This window comes from Kocuria sp. TGY1127_2 (assembly GCF_013394385.1).
Classification (GTDB): Bacteria; Actinomycetota; Actinomycetes; order Actinomycetales; family Micrococcaceae; genus Rothia.
This window is the reverse complement of record NZ_AP022834.1, coordinates 956,240-969,222: the sequence shown is the minus strand read 5'-3', so window position 1 is coordinate 969,222 and position 12,983 is coordinate 956,240. Positions and strand designations below refer to the sequence as shown.

Genomic DNA, 12,983 nt, shown 5'->3' with positions numbered 1-12,983 from the left:
AATCAAGATCAATCTAAGATGTCATCGGCCGTGTGCAGCATCCTCGTCGCCGTGGCCCTCACCCGGTCTCGGAGTTCATTGGGACGATCGATCACCACCTCACAGTCGAGTGCCGCGATGACGGACGGTAGCCAGTCGAGGTTCTCGGCATGGATCTCGGCTCGATACCAAGACGGTGCGTCTTCGCATCCTTGGTCCGCCGTACGGTCCAGCCCCTCGAGTCGGGCGACGCTGAGCGGCAGATGTGCCCGGATGCGATCCGCTGTCTGGCGAATGCGCAGCACGACGTGCCACCGGTAGTCCGCATTGGCAAAGGACTCGAGGAGGTGACCTTCTGTCTCGTGCGGCCGCGGCAATGCGAAGGTTCCACCAATTGAGCGGACCGACCGGATACGGTCTACCCGGAATGTACGTTCATCCTGCCTGTCCGTGTCGAATGCGAGGAGATACCAGCGATCTGAGTGCGCGACCAGGGCATAAGGGTGAATCGTGCGCCACGACAGGCCCCCTTTGGCGCTGAGATAGCGCAGGTCGAGGACGTCTCGATGGTTCACGGCCTCCGCCAGAGTCAGCATCACGGCTGGGTCGGGTGCCGCTCCCCCATACTGGGACGAACCCGTCATCACTCCGAGCAGCATGTCGATCCGCTTCGCATCAGCGGTCGGCATCGCTCGTTTGATCTTGGATAGGGCAGTCTGCGCGGCAATCCCGGGTTCACGTGATGCTGCCTGCGCATTGGCAAGTCCGAGGAAGACCGCGACCACTTCTTCTCTGCTGAACATAAGCGGGAGGACGCGTTGGCCGGGTGCGAGCCGATATCCGCCGTACCGCCCTCGTAGAGTTTCGACCGGCACTCCCAGATCGTACAGACGCGCCGCATCTCTGCGAATCGTCCGTTCGTCGACGTCGAGGCGTTCTGCCAGCTCGGAAACAGTGCGCAGTTGCGCGGATTGCAGTAGTTCGAGCATGTGCAAGGCTCGCGCGGTGGGACCGACCATGACACCCATCATTCCTCAAATACCGGACAGGTATCGCCCGGTATAGGTATTAGCGTCAAGTCCGTGGCCGGGTTCGTAGGTCACTTTCCGATTCACCTCAGGAGGAAACAGCAATGCAATTGGCAGCCACCCGCATCATCACCGACAACGTCGACGCGCTCGTAGCGTTCTACGAAACAACCACTGGAATCACCGCCAACCGGCTTCACCCGATGTTTGCTGAGCTCCGCACTCCGACCGGCACGCTGGCCATCGCCAGCACTGCCACGGTTCCGCTACTCGGGGACAATGCCGCCGAGGCTCGCGCGAACCGCAGCATCACCTTGGACTTCCTTGTCGACGATGTCGATGCGACCTACGCGAGACTTCAGGATCTTGTCGAAGTATTCGTCAATCAACCCACGGACATGCCCTGGGGAAATCGTTCCCTGCTCGTCAGGGATCCCGACGGGAACCTGATCAACTTCTTCACACCGATCGGCAAGGCATCCCGCTCCCGATTCGCGACCGACGCTCAGGAGTAGAACCTTGAAATGTAGTGAGGGCACGCAGGCGCCCGCTCAGCGTGCTTCCCAGTCACCGAACACCACGTCCTCGACGATTACTCATCAATAAACACTCCGCCAGCCTCCGCTGCTATCGCGGGACCGAAGGCTGCTGCAGGTGTGAACGCTCCATGAGGCTTATCTCCAGAAGCCATCCTGGCAACGATCGCCGCCAGGATGGCGACGGTGTAGTCCATGGCATCGTCGGCGCGTAGCCAACCTTGCCGTCGCGCGCCCTCCGGCCAGGTGATGACAGCGTGCCCCCAAGTGTGCGGTCGCGGGGCCGGAGCATCCTTTGTCTTGGATGCGGCCATCAACCGGATCATGAGCCTCCGTACCGCCGGGAGCTTGACCAGGCGGCCAACCAACGGCAGGAATGACCGCAGCACAGGTGAGGTCGGGGCGAGAGCGGAGGTGAAATCAACGTTCGGCGCTGCACTGACGTTGCGGGCGGCGAGCAATTCCCCCGAGGGCACCGCAGCAGAGGCCACGGTGGTCCCATCCGGCAGCGCGTGCCGCTGCAGGTTTGACCCGAGCCGGACAGGGGCGAGCCTGCCTTCGCGGTAGCTCAGTCCACCGGTACTGAGTACTTCCACGGAGGTGTGCGCGAACGCCTCACCGAGCACGCCGCGCTCGGAGGCAAACGAAGCCAGCGCGTCAACCCGCACGGCTTCCGGAGTGGGCCGCCCCTGACAGAGGCGGGCAACGACAGCCTCTGTTCCGACGACACCGAACCCGGCACCCGTGATCAGCGTACTTGCGGCATCGTTCGCCTCGTCGCCCATCTCGAGGAGGGCACGCAAGGCGGTCAGATCGTTGGCCAGGTCGATATAAGCGCCGCCTGGCATGCACGCACGCGCGATGACGGTCGCGGTCTCCGTATACGAACCGAGCAGATTAACTACCATTTGCGGGCGGTCGTGCCGCACAGCCTCAACGATCGCGTCGGTGCCCTCAAGGACCCGCATCCTCGCATTGCCCCCTACCCCGGCCCGCACCCGTTGCAATCGGGCCTCACTCCGCCCCACAAGGACTACGCTGCGCCCACCGTCTTGCACCAAACGCGCCGCCAGAGCGCGACCAACTCGCCCTGTCGCGCCGAGGATCCAGATCTCTTCGCTGATCTTCCCACTCATGGGGACTCCTTTTGCGATTGCACTGTGTGTTATCACAATGATGGCACAGAGTGCAGTCGTCGGCTAGCCTAGAGATATGCCTCGTTGGAAACCCGATGCCGGTGATAGGTTGCGCCGCGCGGCGCTGGATCTGTTCTCCGAGCGCGGCTATGAAGCCGTCACCATCAGCGACATCGCCGAACGTGCAGACCTCACGCGCAGATCGTTCTTCCGCTACTTCCCGGACAAACGTGAAGTGCTCTTCGCTGGCTCCGACCAAATCGTCAACGCGCTCGAGCGTCGACTGGAGCTCGTGTCTCCGAACTCCGCGAAAGCCGAGGCCTTGCACGTGCTCAACGAGGTAGGCACACACCTTCTCGGCGACATCGACGCCCAGCGGCGGAGACAGGCGATCATCGCCTCCAGTGCAGAACTTCAGGAACGCGACCGCACCAAGACGGCAAGCATCGGCGCGGCCATCGCGCGATCACTCATACGACATGGGGACGATGAAGCCGACGCCGCACTGATCGGCGCCCTGTGCGCCGAAGCTTTCCGCTCCGCTTTCAACCGTGCTCTGACAGACCACACGCACGCGAGCTTCACGGATCACCTCACAAGAGCGCTCGGCACCATCAGGTGGTTCTCTACCGACACCACGTTGACAGACATGCGGTAGGCATGGTGAACCACGCGTGCCGATTCTCCCAACGATGACCTGACGACGCCGGACGAGCTTGACGCACGATAACCAGTGGGTAGCCACAAGGCGAAGTCCACGAGAGATGGTCTCTGACAGCGCGCCCCTGCGCGTTAAATCGAGCAGGTCCAGACGCCTAGTTCATGCATGACATCGCCGTGGGGAGATTCGCTCCTATTCGCCGCGTCTCAGCAACACCGCGCGAGGTGATCTCGGCGGGGCCGCACTGCTCGGCAACGATGTCGTTACTCTGCTGGTTGCGGAACTGGGACAGGGTCACGGAAGTCATGAACCCATGGTGCAGCTTGCGCTCCGACGATCCGCAGGGATGCGTTCGGACGTTAGACGTTGAAACGGAACTCCACCACGTCGCCATCCTGCATCACGTAGTCCTTGCCCTCCATCCGGACCTTGCCGGCGGATTTGGCTTCGGCCATCGAGCCCAAAGAATCCAGGTCCTCGAAGGAAACGATTTCCGCTTTGATGAAGCCGCGCTCGAAGTCCGTGTGGATCACGCCGGCGGCCTGGGGGGCGGTGTCGCCCTTGCTGATCGTCCAGGCACGGGATTCCTTTGGACCGGCGGTTAGGTACGTTTGTAGGCCGAGCGTGTGGAAACCGGTCCGGGCGAGCTTGTCCAGGCCGGACTCGTCCTGCCCGGACATCTCCAACATCTCGCGGGCCTCGTCCTCGTCCAGTTCGACGATATCGGCCTCGAGCTTAGCGTCCAGGAACACGGCTTCGGCGGGCGCAACCATATCGCGCAGCTCCTGCTGGCGTTCCTCGGACTGGAGGACACCATCGTCGCAGTTGAAGACGTAGATGAACGGCTTTGCGGTCAACAGATTCAGCTCACGCAAGTAAGCCGTCTCCAGCTTGGCGCCGGGAGCCCCGCGGAAAATCGTCTCCCCCGCTTCCAGAATCTTCTGGGCCTCCTTGTACGCCTCGAGCTGGGCGGCGTCGCCCTTCTTGATCTTGACCTGCTTCTCAAGGCGCGGAATCGCGTTTTCGAGAGTCTGCAGATCGGCCAGGATGAGCTCAGTATTGATCGTCTCCATATCGGAGGCGGGGTCGATCTTGCCATCCACGTGCACGACATCCGGGTCGTCGAAAGCACGTACAACCTGCGCGATCGCGTGGGCCTCGCGGATATTCGCGAGGAACTGATTGCCCAGGCCCTCGCCCTCCGAAGCACCCTTCACGATTCCAGCGATATCCACGAAGGACACCGTCGCGGGCAGAATCCGTTCGGACCCGAAGATCTCGGCGAGACGATCCAGCCGGGGATCCGGAAGATTCACCACGCCAACATTCGGCTCGATCGTCGCGAACGGGTAGTTCGCGGCGACGACGGTGCTGCGGGTCAGTGCATTGAAGAGGGTCGACTTGCCCACATTGGGCAGCCCCACGATTCCGATAGTTAAAGCCACATTGACTTACCTTACCGGCCTAGTCCTCAACCCGCATACTGACATCCGTCTCATGCTCAACCGTTCGGGAAACGGTGCAGTCCTTGGTGCGTGCCAGCTCCACCAAACGCGGCACCATGGAGGCCGCTTTCTCACCGACCTCGCTTTCCGGGAACTTCACGGTGAAAGCCAGCTCGACGTCGCGCAACCGGCTTCCGCCTTCATCGTCCTTGTACTTGATTCCGCTCGAGACAACGCGGAATTCCTCGGGCTCCGCCCTGCGGGAGGTGACCACGTCGACGTCCACCGCTGAGCACCCGGCGATCGCGGCCAGAAGAAGCTCGACCGGGCTCATGAGCCCCTCGCCTTGTCCGAATTCGACCGAGTCGCCGGAGGAGTTGGTCGCACGATAACGGGTCTTGCCGAGCCTCTGCACCTCGACGGAACGGTAACCGGGGTCGTCCTCACGGGGAGTTTGTGCTTTCGTATTCTCGCTCATGACCTCATCCTGCCCCATCCGAAAGCCCTCACAAACGTTATGGTCAAATCGTGACATGACGTATGCGTACCGGCTCCCGGGAACGGGGAGCCTTGAAACATGGAAGACAAGGTCATCGAGGCCCAGGGCCTCATTAAGAGTTTCAGGGACGGGTCGGGGCGAGGGTTCAATGCCGTCGACGGGATCGACGTCGAAATCGGAGCTGGTGAGATCATCGGCATGTTGGGCCCAACGCGGCCGGAAAGTCCACTCTGATCGATATGATCCTGGGTCTGACCAGACCGTCCTCGGGATCCGTCGAAATCTTCGGGGAGACTCCGCACGCCGCGATCTCCCGGGGTCGGATCGGCGCGGGCCGCATACTCGTCGACGGGTAGATCGACGAGTATGCGGCCACGCTGCACCGCGACAAGTCACGGCGATACTGCCCGACGACCTCGATGCCTCGTCCCTGCCCGAAGTCCGGTCGGTCTCGACCGACGGGGACCGAACCACCATGACCACGAGCCTCTCGGATGAACTCGCCCGCTATCTGCTGACAAGCACCGTAGATCGGGACCTCTCGGTCTCCTCAGGCTCCCTAAAATATGCAGTTCCCGCGCTGACTTCGGATCGGACGGTCGAGATTCCGCCCCGTTCCGGGCTCGCCAATTGACCAGCGGCTACCCGACGGATATCGCAACTTTCACCCTGATCGACCTTCGACGAACCCTCGCGGATCGTTCCGGCGTCGCCTTCTTCTCCGTAATCCGGAAGACGAGTGCGAGCAACCGGTTCGAGGCACTGGCCAACAGTTGGGTCTGAAGCCACGCGTGCCGGCAGGATACCAAGGGGCTGAGGTGGCCAGTCCGTGCAGGTTCGCACACCTGTCATTTCCTTAAGTTGTCAGTCGCCACTGGCAGAGTAGAAATATGACCGCACTTCCCCTTGTACTCTCAGCGCTATTGGCTCTCATGATCGGAGGGGTGCTCGGGTTCGTCCTGGGCGCCCGTTCACGGACTTCGGGAGTAGATCTTGCCGAAGAGAACTCCCGGTTGAGAAATGATCTGTCCGCCGCAGTGGAGGGCAAGGAACTGTTGGCTCAACGTGTGGAGAGTCTCGAGGAACGCGCACGTACGGACCAGGACGTATTGCGTGCCCTCGCCCCGGTCAAGAACCAGTTGGCGACGGTCGAGCAGCAGGTGCGTCAGATGGAACGCGAGCGCGCCGACCAATTCGGCTCCGTCAGGGAAGCATTGGAGGTCTCACGTCGAGGCCAGGATGAACTGCGGGAATCCACACATCATTTGTCGAGTGCGCTGCGTTCCACTACGGCCAGAGGGACGTGGGGAGAGACGCAGCTTCGTCGTGTCGTCGAGGCGGCAGGAATGGAACGCCACGTGTCCTATTCCGAGCAGGTCGTTTCCGAGGTCCAGGACGAGACGGGGAAGATTCGACGCCTCCGCCCGGACATGGTGGTGACCCTTCCGGGAGGCAAAGAGTTGGTCCTGGATTCCAAGGCTCCGTTAGATGCATATCTCGAGTCCCAGGAAGCCATCGAGGAAGCGGAAAAGGCGGCGTGGGAAGGCAAACATGCAAAAGCAGTGCGTTCGCACGTGGACGCTTTGGCGTCCAAACGGTATTGGGATGCTCGTGAGACGTCGCCGGAAATCGTGCTGTGTTTTCTGCCCATGGAATCTGCTTTGTCGGCCGCCTTACGTGCCGACTCAGGCTTGTTGGACTATTCCTCGTCCCGCGGTGTAGCGCTGGTATCCCCGGTCTCCTTGTTGGCTTCCCTCAAAGCGGTAGCGCTCTCGTGGCGGCAAGAAGCCGTCTCGCAGAATGCCCGTGATCTGCTGGCCTTGTCACGCCAACTGTACGAGAGGCTCTCCAGCGTTGGAGGGCATCTGCAGAGCATGGGGCGCGCCCTGAGCCGTAGCGTCGAGTCCTATAATGCGATGCTTGGCTCGATGGAATCACGGGTCTTCGTGACGGCCAGGAAAATCAACGAAATGGATCCCACGGCTCCGTCGGATGAGCGGCTCGAGGCCAGTCCCGTGGACGTCTCGCCGAAGCCCCTGACCGCACCCGAGTTCCAAGATCTTCGTCCCGGGGCCAACGACCCATCCGGCGACTAGAACGTATGCGACGTATTGCCTTGTCGCGCGGAGGTCAGGACGTGACCGATGACAAGTACGAGAGCAATGCCCAGCCCCACACCCATGCTGGTCAGCGCCCAGGTCTGCACGTTGGCCGTGATCGCCTCCCCGAAATGCTGAGCGATGAGCCCCTCGGTGCCCTGAACAGCGCCCATCTGGGTGTTGAACCGGGCCGACAGAACCGTCATCGCCAACCACGTGGCCAGGCCGGTGCCGGCCGAGGCCAGGGCCAGAAAAAGCGCTTTGGAACGGGGCGCCAGAAGAGCCGCGAGAAGTGCTACGACCAGGGCCGCCGCACCCAGGGCAGGGGAAACGGCGGACAGAGACTGCGCACGGTGCAGGAACTTTGCCATGGGCGCATCGCCCCCATCCTGGGGAGCGTTTTCCAATTCGACGCGGTGTGAACCTTCGTCAAGACCCAAGTCCAGGTGGACAGTGCTCTGCACCCGATCGTTGAAGGCCTGGTACAGCGGCCCTGCGTCCACCATCAGCGTCGATGACGAGGGATCGTCGAAGTTGGCGGAATGGGTAGAGGAGGCCATCTCCTTCCACGTTTCCCGAAAGTCCTTCGAGTCGACGACGCCAGCAACGGTGGACCGCACCAGATTCGATGCGCGGTCCTTGGCCCAACTCTGGATTCCTGCAAAAGTCCCGGTGTCGGACCCGTCCCCCAAATATTGGTTCACTTTCTCGGAACTCATGATGTCTTGTGCAACGTCGTCAGCAAGCTGCGAACGGAACTGCTCATCCTGAACCACGCTGTTGGCGCTCGACACGAAGTGGGCTTCATCGCTCACCGTAAATTGGAACCAAATCAGAACCAGGGTCAGGGCAGCCAGGCACACGGAAAGTACGGCCGCTATGGACGCGGACACCCAACGGAGCGTTTGTGACGGGGAGCTGGACATAAGGCAACCGTAATCGCTCGGCACAATTCACGCTGTATCTTCGTCCACAATGCGGCCGGGATCCTTATTCTGTCGGTCAGGCCTGGTAGTCATTAACCATGAGCAACTCGCCATCCTCAGATCAGCCAGATCGCACCGAAGCAGGGTTGGGCGCAGCCGACCAGACACAGAGGCCGCCCCTGCCGAACCTCGCGCGAGACACAACCCCGGAGAACCCGTGGCCATTGCACTTGCTCTCTGCCAAGATGAACCAATATATCTCCCGGTGCGACCCCATTTGGGTCGAGGGGCAGATCATCGAGCTCAAGAAGCGCGCCCGTGTCACCTACTTGACACTGCGGGACCTCGAAGAAGAAATCTCCGTACCCGTGAGCTTGTTCCCCAAGGAGACCGCCCGGATTGAGGGCGACTTGGAACACGGAATGCGAGTCATTGTCCGCCTCAAACCGGATTTTTGGAAGAAAACCGGTCGGCTTTCCATGCTGGGCAGCGGGATACGGCAGGTCGGCCTCGGAGACATGCTCGAGCGCATCGAACGCCTCCGCCGGAAACTCCAAGCAGAGGGCCTGTTCAATGCGGCGCTGAAGAAACCCTTGCCGGTGCTGCCACAGAAGATTGGGCTGATCACAGGCCGTGATTCGGATGCCGAGAAAGACGTCATCCGCAACGCTCGGTTGCGATGGCCCGGAGCCCAATTCGAAGTCAGAGAGGTCGCTGTTCAGGGGGTCAACTCGCTTTCCCAGGTCACGGCGGCACTCGGCGAACTTGACGAAGACGCATCCGTGGACGTGATCGTCATCGCCCGAGGCGGAGGCGCGCTGGAAGATCTGCTGCCTTTCAGCGAAGAAGCGATGATCCGCGCCGTAGCCCAGGCGAGCACACCGGTGGTCTCGGCGATTGGCCACGAGGCCGATCAGCCACTTCTCGATTACGTTGCTGACTGGCGAGCCTCGACCCCCACGGATGCAGGCAAAACCGTCGTACCGGATGTCGAGGAAGAACGATTGCGCATCGGCCAGGCGCGAGCCACGACCGAACGCGTGGTCAGGCTTTTCATCGATCGTGAGTCCAACGGTTTAGCCCAGTACAGATCCCGGCCGGTCCTGGCACACCCCGAAACCATGCTCATGGCTCGAGAAGAAGAGACCGATGCGGCAAGAGCGCGTGTATTGCGCGCCGTCACCGTATCGTTGGATCGCCACCAAGAATCCGTCGCTCATCTGCGGTCTCGGGTCAGGTCCCTTTCCCCTCAGAAAACGCTGGACCGGGGATACGCGGTGGTTCAGAGTCGGGACGGGTCCGTCGTACAAGATGCCCGAACCTTGGAGCCCGGAATCCCTGTCGAGGTTCGTGTGGCTGCAGGAGGCTTTGAAGCCACCGTGGACAAGATCCGCGACGACGATCCCAGGGACCAACCCGGCTGAAACACGACATAACAACCCGACCATTGAAGAATGAGAACAGACCGAAACCCTCGCAAAGGAGCCCCATGCCACAAGAAGACTTCACCCCCGTTGAAGAGCTCAGCTACGAACAGGCTCGGGAAGAATTGATGGGAATCGTATCCAAACTCGAGTCCGGCGCCTCAAGCCTCGAAGAATCCCTCTCCCTGTGGGAGCGCGGGGAAGCACTCGCACAACGGTGCGAAGAATGGTTGGACGGTGCGAAGAAGAGGTTGGACGCGGCGAAAGAGCGCCGCGCCCAATCGGATCAGGAACCTTCCCAATAGCGCTTCCTGGCATGGAAGCCACAGTGCGAATGTTCGATGTCTTCCAGGGCCAAGACTCACGTCAGTTCTGGTGATACCCGCTCAGGAATTCACCGATACGGTCCAAGGCCGTGTCCAGTGTCTGGACGTCCGGCAGGGTGACCAGACGGAAGTGATCCGGTGCTTTCCAGTTGAACGCGGTGCCGTGGCTGACCAGAATTTTCTGTTCCTTCAAAAGGTCTAGGGCGAAGCGCTCGTCGTCCACGATCCCAAATTTCTCTGCGTCAAGCTTCGGGAACAAATAGAGTGCGCCCTTCGCCTGCTGGCATGTTACGCCGTCGATGCTGTTGAGCTTCCTATGAGCGATGTCCCGCTGTTCACGCAGCCTGCCCCCGGGCAGGATCAAATCGTTGATCGATTGATAACCACCCAGGGCTGTCTGAATCGCATGTTGGGCAGGGACGTTCGCGCACATACGCATGTTGGCGAGGAGTTTAATGCCCTCAACGTAGTCGCTGGCTTTCCACATCGGTCCCGTGATCGCCAACCATCCGGCACGGTATCCTGCCACGCGATAAGCCTTGGACAGACCGGAGAACGTCAAGCACAGGGCGTCCTCGCCGGCCAGAGTAGCGGTGTTGATCATTTCCGCATCGTCGTAGGTGATCTTTTCGTATATCTCGTCGGAGAACAGGATGAGGTCGTGTTCCTTGGCGAGGTCCACGATCTGCTGAAGGGTCTCCTTGGAATACACCGCCCCGGTCGGGTTATTGGGGTTGATGATCACGATGCCCTTGGTGTGAGGAGTGATCTTCGACGCGATATCTTCGATATCCGGATTCCAGCCGTCTTCTTCTGAGCACTGGTAATGGACGGGTGTACCACCGGAGAGGGCCACAGAAGCCGTCCACAAAGGATAATCCGGCGTGGGGACGAGGATTTCGTCACCCCGGTTGCACAAGGCTTGGAGAGACAACGTGATCATTTCCGAGACGCCATTGCCGATGTACACGTCGTCAGTGTCGAGGTTACGGATCCCGCGCGTCTGGTAGTACTGGACGACAGCAGTTCTCGCCGAGTAGATCCCCCGTGAGTCCGAATACCCCTGAGCCTCGGGCAAGTGACGGATCATATCCATCATGACCGCGTCCGGCGCTTCGAAACCGAATGGTGCGGGGTTGCCAATGTTCAGGCGAAGGATGCGATGTCCTTGCGCCTCCATTTTCTGGGCTTCCTCGAGTACCGGGCCTCGGATGTCGTAAAGGACGTTATTCAGCTTCGTTGACTGCCGGAATTGTGCCATGTGATTTAGAGTACCCTCCATCTGAGCGTGAACAGATTTATGTCACGATCGCCTTCGCGAAGGTTTCAGATTAGCTCACTGGCCGCCATCCGCCGCCATAACCACAACGTGTTTTCACCGCATTACAGGTCCTCAGGAGTCATTTTCCTTGAGCCAGAATCGTGCCGCATCCTGAGCTGAAATCGGACGGTCACCCGTTGTGAGTCTGTTGAGGAATTCCAAGTCCCCGGTCCCTAACTTGCCGGAAAGGTCGTTGATGGCGTTCTTCGCCGGGGACGGCAACTCCTTCGATCGAACCACAGGAACGACTTGTTGGGCGATAAAATTGGCCTTCGGATCTTCCAGAACCACATAGCCGTTGTCCTTGACGGCTGCGGAGGCAGTGAACAGATCGGCTACACCGACGCTTCCGTCGGCCAGCTGATCCGAAAGCTTCTCCTGGTCGTCTTCCTCTTGGTAACTTCCGGGCTCGCACCCGTAGAGGCTTTGGAGCCCCTTGCTGCCGTAAGCCTTGTCCTTGAAACCGCTGGGCACCCCGAACTTCAGTTCCTTGCAGTGGGCCGCGAGATCATCGATCGTGGAAAGTTTGTATTTGGCCGCAGTGATCTGATTGACCACCAGAGCATCCTTGTTCTCAGCAGTGGCGGTGTTGAGCGTTGTCACCCCTTCGGGCAGAACCTTGGGCAGCGTCGAGGAAATATCGCTACTGGACATTCCGTGAATATTGAAGGCCGGTCTCGGGGTGGGCGTCGTCGACGGTGTCATGCTTGCGCGAGGGTCGCTCGCGTCGCTCTCGCTGGCCGTCGGAGTGGCGGTAGCCTGCGGGTTCTCGGCGCCCCCGTCGGTCAGATCGAGCAGCAGATTTCCCGAGTAATCAGGGGTGATGTCGACGGAATTCTCGTCTCCCCTGGCCATCTGGTTCACGTAGTCGGTGCGGCTGTCCGGAGAGTCGACTACGTCGGTCTTGTACCCGGCGTGAGACAGAACCCCCGCATAGAGGTAGGCAACCACTTCGGATTCGTGTGATATCCCTTTCCCGATGCGAATGGTCCGGAAGTCTGATGCCGACGGGTCGGGGTCGGCCTCACCTGCACCTGAGCAACCACTCAGCACGACGGCGACGGACGTCAACAACGCAATGACCGGCAGCATCCAACGCTTCACAGTAATCTCCTCGTGGCATTAGGGGTGGGGCAGGCTCTCGCTGCCCTCAATAGGCCAGTCCGTACTGTTTGGCCGCAACTTCGACCAAGGATACTTTTCGGATCTTGGGAAGATCCTCGAGCGGAACCCATGCGACATCGTCCGTCGATCCACCGATGTCGGTCACCTCCGCTTTCCCGCCCGTGATGATCGCACGGTACAGGATACGCAAACTGTGGAAGGGCCGCTCACGACCGTCGTCGTAATACTTGCTGTCTACTCCGAGGATCCCATCGAGCTGGATGTCGTACCCGCTTTCCTCGTATGCCTCACGGATAACAGCTTCTTCGGCCGTCTCGCCGATTTCCAGACCGCCGCCGGGAAGTGTCCATCCGGCTCTTTCAGGGTGCCGCTCCCCCGTCCAGTGGGTCAGAAGCATTTTGCCTTGTTCAATGATGACCGCATAAGCGGCAGGTCGGGTGTCCATCTCAAGAGCCATGGGTTCAATCTTAGTTGCACA

Annotated in this window: 18 protein-coding genes; 9 read left to right on the top strand and 9 right to left on the bottom strand. The window is 60.5% G+C overall.

What is annotated here, in order from left to right:
- Nucleotides 1-8: 8 nt before the first annotated feature.
- A complete protein-coding gene (locus sake_RS04370) occupies nt 9-998 on the bottom strand; it encodes a YafY family protein (RefSeq protein ID WP_178945522.1) in 990 nt (329 codons plus the stop codon).
- A gap of 113 nt (nt 999-1,111) precedes the next feature.
- Here sake_RS04370 and sake_RS04365 point away from each other — a divergent pair, with 113 nt between their 5' ends.
- The gene (locus tag sake_RS04365; protein WP_129360024.1) at nt 1,112-1,522 is read left to right on the top strand and encodes a VOC family protein; all 411 of its coding nucleotides are present in this window, start codon (nt 1,112-1,114) and stop codon (nt 1,520-1,522) included.
- 77 nt (nt 1,523-1,599) lie between these two features.
- Here sake_RS04365 and sake_RS04360 read toward each other — a convergent pair whose 3' ends face one another.
- Nucleotides 1,600-2,679, bottom strand: a complete 1,080-nt coding sequence (locus sake_RS04360; protein WP_129360025.1) for a KR domain-containing protein — start codon at nt 2,677-2,679, stop codon at nt 1,600-1,602.
- Nucleotides 2,680-2,755: 76 nt separating this feature from the next.
- On the opposite strand from sake_RS04360, the gene sake_RS04355 reads away from it, so the two are divergent.
- Nucleotides 2,756-3,337, top strand: coding sequence for a TetR family transcriptional regulator (locus tag sake_RS04355; protein WP_129360026.1), 582 nt, complete (start codon nt 2,756-2,758; stop codon nt 3,335-3,337).
- A gap of 157 nt (nt 3,338-3,494) precedes the next feature.
- Here sake_RS04355 and sake_RS13405 read toward each other — a convergent pair whose 3' ends face one another.
- The 3 genes from sake_RS13405 to sake_RS04340 are packed head-to-tail and all read right to left on the bottom strand — an operon-like array spanning nt 3,495 to nt 5,263.
- The gene (locus sake_RS13405; RefSeq protein WP_243155736.1) at nt 3,495-3,647 is read right to left on the bottom strand and encodes a hypothetical protein; all 153 of its coding nucleotides are present in this window, start codon (nt 3,645-3,647) and stop codon (nt 3,495-3,497) included.
- A 52-nt stretch (nt 3,648-3,699) separates the two neighbouring features.
- On the bottom strand, nt 3,700-4,785 hold the full coding sequence (gene ychF / locus sake_RS04345; RefSeq protein WP_178945521.1) for a redox-regulated ATPase YchF: 1,086 nt from the start codon (nt 4,783-4,785) through the stop codon (nt 3,700-3,702).
- 19 nt (nt 4,786-4,804) lie between these two features.
- A complete protein-coding gene (locus sake_RS04340; RefSeq protein WP_178945520.1) occupies nt 4,805-5,263 on the bottom strand; it encodes an OsmC family protein in 459 nt (152 codons plus the stop codon).
- Between the two features lie 99 nt (nt 5,264-5,362).
- Here sake_RS04340 and sake_RS04335 point away from each other — a divergent pair, with 99 nt between their 5' ends.
- The 5 genes from sake_RS04335 (at nt 5,363) to sake_RS04315 (ending at nt 7,380) form a co-directional block, all read left to right on the top strand.
- Nucleotides 5,363-5,518: a hypothetical protein gene (locus tag sake_RS04335; protein WP_178945519.1), complete on the top strand. Its 156-nt coding sequence runs from the start codon at nt 5,363-5,365 to the stop codon at nt 5,516-5,518.
- A gap of 5 nt (nt 5,519-5,523) precedes the next feature.
- On the top strand, nt 5,524-5,640 hold the full coding sequence (locus sake_RS13605; protein ID WP_178945518.1) for a hypothetical protein: 117 nt from the start codon (nt 5,524-5,526) through the stop codon (nt 5,638-5,640).
- A gap of 119 nt (nt 5,641-5,759) precedes the next feature.
- Nucleotides 5,760-5,918, top strand: a complete 159-nt coding sequence (locus tag sake_RS04325; RefSeq protein ID WP_178945517.1) for a hypothetical protein — start codon at nt 5,760-5,762, stop codon at nt 5,916-5,918.
- A complete protein-coding gene (locus tag sake_RS04320) occupies nt 5,915-6,067 on the top strand; it encodes a hypothetical protein (RefSeq protein ID WP_178945516.1) in 153 nt (50 codons plus the stop codon). Before sake_RS04325 ends, sake_RS04320 begins: the two co-directional genes overlap by 4 nt.
- 107 nt (nt 6,068-6,174) lie before the next feature.
- The gene (locus sake_RS04315; RefSeq protein WP_129360029.1) at nt 6,175-7,380 is read left to right on the top strand and encodes a DNA recombination protein RmuC; all 1,206 of its coding nucleotides are present in this window, start codon (nt 6,175-6,177) and stop codon (nt 7,378-7,380) included.
- Here the strand turns inward: sake_RS04315 and sake_RS04310 are convergent.
- Nucleotides 7,377-8,309, bottom strand: a complete 933-nt coding sequence (locus tag sake_RS04310; protein WP_129360030.1) for a hypothetical protein — start codon at nt 8,307-8,309, stop codon at nt 7,377-7,379. The genes sake_RS04315 and sake_RS04310 overlap by 4 nt on opposite strands.
- Before the next feature lie 98 nt (nt 8,310-8,407).
- On the opposite strand from sake_RS04310, the gene xseA reads away from it, so the two are divergent.
- Both xseA and sake_RS04300 read left to right on the top strand, forming a co-directional pair.
- Nucleotides 8,408-9,733: an exodeoxyribonuclease VII large subunit gene (xseA, locus tag sake_RS04305; RefSeq protein ID WP_178945515.1), complete on the top strand. Its 1,326-nt coding sequence runs from the start codon at nt 8,408-8,410 to the stop codon at nt 9,731-9,733.
- 65 nt (nt 9,734-9,798) lie between these two features.
- On the top strand, nt 9,799-10,038 hold the full coding sequence (locus sake_RS04300; RefSeq protein WP_129360032.1) for an exodeoxyribonuclease VII small subunit: 240 nt from the start codon (nt 9,799-9,801) through the stop codon (nt 10,036-10,038).
- A gap of 61 nt (nt 10,039-10,099) precedes the next feature.
- Here the strand turns inward: sake_RS04300 and sake_RS04295 are convergent, their stop codons facing one another.
- The 3 genes from sake_RS04295 to sake_RS04285 all read right to left on the bottom strand — a co-directional run bounded on the left by sake_RS04295 (nt 10,100) and on the right by sake_RS04285 (nt 12,962).
- Nucleotides 10,100-11,320 (bottom strand): pyridoxal phosphate-dependent aminotransferase, encoded by a 1,221-nt coding sequence (locus tag sake_RS04295; protein WP_129360033.1) that lies wholly within the window; start codon nt 11,318-11,320, stop codon nt 10,100-10,102.
- A gap of 132 nt (nt 11,321-11,452) precedes the next feature.
- The gene (locus sake_RS04290; protein WP_129360034.1) at nt 11,453-12,484 is read right to left on the bottom strand and encodes an ABC transporter substrate-binding protein; all 1,032 of its coding nucleotides are present in this window, start codon (nt 12,482-12,484) and stop codon (nt 11,453-11,455) included.
- A gap of 46 nt (nt 12,485-12,530) precedes the next feature.
- Complete coding sequence (locus sake_RS04285; protein WP_197964454.1) at nt 12,531-12,962, bottom strand: NUDIX hydrolase; 432 nt, start codon at nt 12,960-12,962, stop codon at nt 12,531-12,533.
- Nucleotides 12,963-12,983: the final 21 nt, after the last annotated feature.